General features: G+C 43.8%; 5 protein-coding genes and 1 other annotated feature. Of the genes, 3 read left to right on the forward strand and 2 right to left on the reverse strand.

What is annotated here, in order from left to right:
- Nucleotides 1-103: 103 nt before the first annotated feature.
- Nucleotides 104-227: a sequence feature (Phe leader region), on the reverse strand.
- A gap of 146 nt (nt 228-373) precedes the next feature.
- Both raiA and bamD read right to left on the reverse strand, forming a co-directional pair.
- Nucleotides 374-706 carry a ribosome-associated translation inhibitor RaiA gene (raiA, locus tag AACX38_RS04190; protein ID WP_099110738.1) on the reverse strand — a complete coding sequence of 111 codons (333 nt, stop codon included), beginning with the start codon at nt 704-706 and terminating at the stop codon, nt 374-376.
- A 327-nt stretch (nt 707-1033) separates the two neighbouring features.
- Nucleotides 1034-1756, reverse strand: a complete 723-nt coding sequence (gene bamD / locus AACX38_RS04195) for an outer membrane protein assembly factor BamD (RefSeq protein ID WP_228860565.1) — start codon at nt 1754-1756, stop codon at nt 1034-1036.
- 146 nt (nt 1757-1902) lie between these two features.
- On the opposite strand from bamD, the gene rluD reads away from it, so the two are divergent.
- The 3 genes from rluD to clpB all read left to right on the forward strand — a co-directional run bounded on the left by rluD (nt 1903) and on the right by clpB (nt 6317).
- The gene (rluD, locus tag AACX38_RS04200) at nt 1903-2880 is read left to right on the forward strand and encodes a 23S rRNA pseudouridine(1911/1915/1917) synthase RluD (protein ID WP_099119919.1); all 978 of its coding nucleotides are present in this window, start codon (nt 1903-1905) and stop codon (nt 2878-2880) included.
- Between the two features lie 4 nt (nt 2881-2884).
- The gene (gene yfiH, locus AACX38_RS04205; RefSeq protein WP_228865770.1) at nt 2885-3616 is read left to right on the forward strand and encodes a purine nucleoside phosphorylase YfiH; all 732 of its coding nucleotides are present in this window, start codon (nt 2885-2887) and stop codon (nt 3614-3616) included.
- A gap of 127 nt (nt 3617-3743) precedes the next feature.
- Nucleotides 3744-6317, forward strand: a complete 2574-nt coding sequence (gene clpB / locus AACX38_RS04210) for an ATP-dependent chaperone ClpB (protein WP_228865771.1) — start codon at nt 3744-3746, stop codon at nt 6315-6317.
- Nucleotides 6318-6827: the final 510 nt, after the last annotated feature.

The raw sequence follows: 6827 nt of genomic DNA on the forward strand, positions 1-6827 counted from the left end.
TTGCCAGACCGCAAGGTGTTTTAACAAATCAAAAGGGGTTTTTATAGCTGCCTCATCGCTGAAAGCTCTACGGAACCCCCTGCCTAGCAGGGGGTTTTCTATATACAAAAAAACCTCCCGTTGGTAGGGAGGTTTTCTGGTTCGTCTTCTTTTTATCTTTTAAAAACGAGAAACCTCCTCATAGGAAGGTAAAAAAGAAAAAGAAGAAAAACAGTTTAATATTCATGTCATTTATATCTTAATTTTTGCAGAATCAAATAGTGTACTTTAATTAACCTATTTGCTGAGGTATGTCAATAGATGGGGAAAAGGGATACAGGAATAAAAAAACAATAAAACGCGCCCATTGAGCGCGTTGAGAAAACAAAACAGGTTATATTTCCAGATTAAGATTGGATTCTTTCACACTATGCTCTGCTCTGCGGGCTTCTCCTTTATGCTGAACTTTATTAAGTTGGCGTTCTAATTTCATCAGCAATTCATTGATAGCAGCATACATATCTTCATGTTTGGCACTTGCAACCAGCGTAGCATTTGGCGTGCCAATCGTGGCATCGACCAAAAATCCTTGTGGCTCTTTTGAAAGTACAATATGTGGATTGATTAGATTGACTTGCCATTTGTTCAACTTATTTAGACGGTCTTCCACATGACTACGAATCGCGGGGGTAATTTCCATTTGTTTGCTGGTTATGTTTACTAACATATAGTTACCTCTTTCTTCTGTTGCTCCGTCTTTGATGGCTCCAGCATAACTCGCTTTTGGAGAAAAAGAATGATCTAAATCACTTTTATTCGGGGATGCTGATATGGATAAGCGAAATTGTGATTAATGATGAAGATATGGACAATATTTGTTGCTAAGAGAGAAGTAATGCGTCATTATCGATCAGTTATGGTATTATCAACTTAAGAAATAATTCTGGAATTTAAATAGATTTCTGTCCGGTTATAATGTTCTCCCCTAAAAAAATAGCAGCCACATAGCTGCTATTTTTATGACGTTCTTTTGAAACGATGTGCTTTCGAAATTCTAGACTGGATTGGCAGCAATTAATGCCGCAACTTTATGTGCTTCGGTTTCAAGCCCCAGAGCTTTGTATGCCTTTTCCATATAAGGCAGCGCTTCTCTGGTTGATTGGGTATCCGGATAATTCTGTAGCATTTGCTCTGTACGGTTGACGACTGCGACGTAAGCGCCACGTTTAGTGTAATATTGAACAACGGCAAGCTCATGTTTAGCTAAACGATCTTTCAGAAAGACTAAACGTTTGTAGGCATCGGCTACATACTGGCTGTTAGGGTAATACCGTACCAATTGACTGAAATCGCGGAATGCGGCACGGGCATTTTCAGGATCACGGTCTGAGCGGTCAAGGCCCAAAAAGTCCTGCAGAAGGTTATCATCCATCGCCTGTAATACCAGACCACGCATATACATTACATAGTCAATATGCGGGTGGGTTGGGTTCAGGCGCATGAAACGTTCAATGGATGCAAGAGCGAGAGGAAATTCTGCTGATTTATAATAAGCATAAATTAAATCCAGCTGAACCTGCTGAGAATAGGGGCCGAAAGGATAACGGTTATCCAGGGATTCCAATTGCTTGATAGCCGCTTTATAGTTACCGTCTTGCAGTTTTTCCTGCCCGTTTGAATAAATTTGAGATGGCGGGATATCAGGAACAGCCTCTTTATTGCTGGAGCACCCAGATAAAACCAGGCTCAATGTGGTCGCTGCCACCAGATATTTCATGCGAATCATCACGTGTTGATTACCCTCTGATTGTTTTCTGGGAGACTATCCGCGAAGCTCCCGGCGAAAGATAGAGTACAATAGCACACTATTTTAAATGAAACGGCCTTGCCGTCAAAACTCAACGTAAAATATAGAAGTTATATATGGCACAACAAATACGACTTAATACGACAGTCGCTGAATCTCAGCTCGGTCAGCGTTTAGATCAAGCTTTGGCTGAATTGTTACCTGATTATTCCCGCTCACGTATAAAAGAGTGGATCTTGAATGATAAAGTTCAGGTTAATGGCAAAATAATTAATAAGCCAAAGGAAAAAGTACTGGGCGGAGAAGAAATTTCTATTGATGCTATCATTGAAGAAGATGCCCGTTGGGAACCGCAGGATATAGAACTGAACGTTGTCTATGAAGATGACGATATTCTGGTTATTAATAAACCCCGTGATTTAGTTGTACACCCGGGTGCCGGAAACCCTGATGGCACGATACTGAATGCTCTGCTATATCGTTATCCGGAGATTGCAGATGTTCCCCGGGCAGGCATTGTTCATCGTCTTGATAAGGATACGACAGGCCTGATGGTAGTTGCAAAAACAGTTCCGGCACAGACTCGTCTGGTCGAATCCCTGCAATTACGTGAAATTACCCGTGAATATGAAGCCATTGCGCTGGGGCATATGACAGCAGGTGGGATCGTAGAAGAACCGATATCTCGCCATCCGACAAAGCGGACACATATGGCTGTTCATCCGATGGGTAAACCTGCAGTGACTCACTATCGGGTTATGGAACATTTCCGGGCACATACCCGTCTTCGTTTACGTCTGGAGACGGGCAGAACACACCAAATCCGTGTGCATATGTCACATATTAAACATCCATTGGTTGGAGATCAGCTTTACGGTGGTCGTCCTCGTCCTCTGAAAGGAGCTTCTGAGGAATTTCGCGAAGTGATGCGCAACTTTGACCGTCAGGCGTTGCACGCGACTATGCTGCGTCTTTATCATCCGATCACAGGTATTGAGATGGAATGGCACGCGCCATTACCTGACGATATGGTGAAGCTGATTGATGTGATGAAAGCGGATGCCGAAATTTTTAAAGATGAAATGGATTGGTAGTTAAATGACATCACTGATTTTTCCTGACTGGCCACAGCCTGAGGGCGTTGGCGCGTGTAGTACGACCCGGACGGGGGGGATGAGTCTCCCTCCCTATGAGAGCCTGAATTTAGGCAGTCATGTTGGCGATGATCCTCTATACGTGGAGCGAAACCGTGAACGGTTGGTGGAATATGCACGATTGCCACATCAGCCTGTCTGGTTGGAACAAGTACATGGAACACGGGTTATCAGGCTAGAAGGGCAGTCAGTGGAAAATAATCAGGCTGATGCAGTTTATACCAATCAAGTTGGGCAGGTATGTGCTGTAATGACAGCAGATTGCCTGCCTGTACTTTTTTGTTCCGTCGAAGGTGATGAAGTCGCAGCCGCTCATGCGGGATGGCGTGGATTATGTGCCGGTGTGTTGGAAAATACGGTAGCTCAATTTACGACAAAACCCGATATGATTCAGGCATGGCTGGGGCCGGCTATTGGCCCTGAAAAGTTTGAGGTTGAGCGTGAGGTTATGGAAGCCTTTCTGGCAACAGATCCTAATCTGGAGCAGGCTTTTACACCTTATGGGATGAAATTTCTGGCAAATATCTATTTACTGGCTAGATTAAAGTTGAAGTCTATTGGGATAAAAAATGTTTTTGGAGGCGCAGCTTGCACGGTCTCAGAAGAAAAGGCTTTTTTTTCTTATCGTCGTGATGGTGTTACCGGACGTATGGCAACTTTAATCTGGTTGAAATGATCTATCGCGCAGGGCGGTCTTTGGTGCATATCGCAGTTTCCAATTTACTTTTCAGAGAACCTTGAATATTTAAGGAATGACCTTATTTAATCTCCAGTAGCAAATTCTGACCAGTATTGGAGGTGTTATGCGTCTGGATCGTCTTACTAATAAATTCCAGCTTGCTCTCGCTGACGCCCAATCCTTCGCATTAGGGCGTGATAATCAATTCATCGAACCTATCCACTTGATGAGTGCGTTGCTCAGTCAAGAGGGTGGCTCTGTTCGTCCTTTATTAATGTCTGCCGGGATTGATACAGGAAACTTGCATGATCGACTGAATCTAGCTTTGGACAGACTACCAAAAGTAGAAGGGAGTGGCGGTGATGTACAGGTATCCAATGAATTAGGGCGTTATTTAAACCTGTGCGACAAACTTGCTCAGAAAGCAGGTGATAACTTTATTTCTTCTGAACTCTTTGTTCTGGCAGCACTAGAAGAACGTGGAACGTTAAGTGACATATTAAAAGCTGCGGGAGCAACAAAAGATAAAATCACTAAGGCAATAGAAATGATGCGCGGTGGTGAAAAAGTAAATGATCAGAGTGCCGAAGACCAACGTCAGGCACTAAAAAAGTACACAATAGATCTCACTGAACGAGCCGAACAAGGCAAACTTGACCCTGTAATTGGGCGTGATGAGGAAATTCGACGGACAATTCAGGTACTGCAACGCCGAACCAAGAATAATCCCGTTTTGATAGGTGAGCCGGGCGTTGGGAAAACAGCTATCGTCGAAGGGCTGGCACAGCGGATTGTTAATGGTGAAGTTCCTGAAGGGCTGAAAAACAAAAGAGTCCTGTCCCTTGATATGGGCGCATTATTGGCGGGAGCTAAATACCGGGGAGAATTTGAAGAGCGTCTGAAAGGCGTTTTGAACGATCTCTCCAAACAGGAAGGTTCGGTCATTCTGTTTATCGATGAATTACATACGATGGTAGGTGCCGGTAAGGCAGATGGTGCGATGGATGCCGGCAATATGCTGAAACCGGCACTAGCCCGTGGTGAGCTGCATTGTGTCGGTGCGACGACCTTAGACGAATATCGCCAGTATATTGAGAAAGATGCGGCGCTGGAGCGTCGTTTCCAGAAGGTTTATGTTGCTGAGCCTACCGTTGAGGATACTATTGCTATTCTACGCGGTCTTAAAGAACGCTATGAACTTCACCACCATGTTCAGATAACTGATCCGGCAATTGTGGCAGCGGCGACATTATCTCATCGTTATATTTCAGATCGCATGTTACCTGATAAAGCGATTGACTTGATTGACGAAGCCGGAGCCAGCCTGCGTATGCAGATGGATTCAAAACCAGAAGCGTTGGATCGTCTGGAACGCAGGATTATTCAGTTAAAACTCGAACAGCAGGCGCTAAAAAAAGAATCGGATGAAGCGAGTAAAAAGCGCCTTGATATGCTGAATGAAGAGCTGGTGGAAAAAGAGCGCGAATATTCTGAGCTGGAAGAAGAGTGGAAAGCTGAAAAAGCTGAGCTTACTGGTACTCAAAACATCAAAGCTGAATTAGAAAATGCCCGTATAGAATTGGAAAAAGCCCGTCGCGGTGGTGACTTGGCTAGAATGTCTGAAATCCAGTACGGGAAAATTCCAGAATTGGAAAAACAGCTAGCAGCAGCAACAACAGCAGAAAATCACCCAATGAAACTGCTGCGTAACAAAGTGACTGATGCTGAAATTGCTGAAATTCTTGCTCGCTGGACAGGAATTCCAGTATCCAGAATGCTGGAAAGTGAAAAAGATAAACTATTGCGTATGGAGCATGAATTACATAAACGTGTAATTGGGCAAAATGAGGCTGTTGATGCAGTAGCAAACGCAATTCGCCGCAGTCGTGCTGGTTTATCGGATCCAAATCGTCCGATTGGCTCTTTCATGTTTTTAGGACCGACAGGCGTTGGTAAAACGGAGCTGTGTAAAGCATTAGCCAATTTCCTGTTTGATAGTGACGATGCAATGGTACGTATCGACATGTCTGAATTTATGGAAAAACATTCTGTCTCCAGGCTGGTGGGAGCACCTCCCGGATATATTGGCTATGAGGAAGGCGGTTATCTGACAGAAGCAGTACGCCGTCGTCCTTATTCAGTCATCCTGCTTGATGAAGTTGAAAAAGCGCATCCGGATGTTTTCAATATATTGTTGCAAGTGTTGGATGATGGCCGTTTGACCGACGGTCAGGGAAGAACGGTTGATTTTCGTAATACTGTCGTAATTATGACATCTAATCTGGGTTCAGACATGATTCAGGAACGCTTTGGCGTACTGGATTATGCCGGAATGAAAGATATGGTGATGGAGATCGTGGGTCATCACTTCCGACCTGAATTTATTAACCGAATCGATGAAGTCGTGGTATTCCATCCATTAGGAAAAGAACATCTAAAATCCATCACGAGTATTCAGTTGCAGCGTTTATATAAGCGTCTGGAAGAACGGGGCTATCAAGTCACCATGACATCGTCGGCATTAGAGAAACTGAGTGAAGCGGGTTTTGACCCTGTATATGGAGCACGCCCATTAAAACGAGCTATCCAACAAGAGATTGAAAACCCATTGGCTCAACACATACTTTCTGGTGCACTGGTTCCCGGTAAGTTAGTGACATTGGATCTGGAAAACGACCACATTATTGCAAAACAATGATGTTTTTTGCTCAGTCTACTCAGTGGGGACTTATAGATAGCTATCTATATAGGCACTTATCGAGTGAAAATGTCACTAGGGCAATATAAAAGGCATAATAAAGGTAAAAAAGAGGTGGAAAATCCACCTCTTTTTCTGTTTTTTAGATTGAAAAGAAGCCTGACAAGCTGTTTTTGTCTAATAACTGCTCGGTTGGCATATTTTTTTGAAATAGTTGTTGCCAGCGCCGGAAAACTCCCTATAATTCGCATCCGTTGTCACGACAAACACACAAACGAGTCGAGATGACAGGAGTTGAAAGCCGCGAAAATAAAGGCTTGACACTCTGAGAGGAAGGCGTAAGATACGCAGCCTCGCAACACGGAAGCTACTTCCGGTTGCTACCGTTCTTTAACAAATTAATCAGACAATCTGTGTGGGCACTCGCAAGACACTATCGACAGCCGAAAGGCAAAAAAGATTAAAGTCTTGAAGAGTGACTGAAACAGTTAATTCATTACGAACTAACAG

This window comes from Xenorhabdus sp. PB30.3 (assembly GCF_963895965.1).
Classification (GTDB): domain Bacteria; phylum Pseudomonadota; class Gammaproteobacteria; order Enterobacterales; family Enterobacteriaceae; genus Xenorhabdus; species Xenorhabdus stockiae.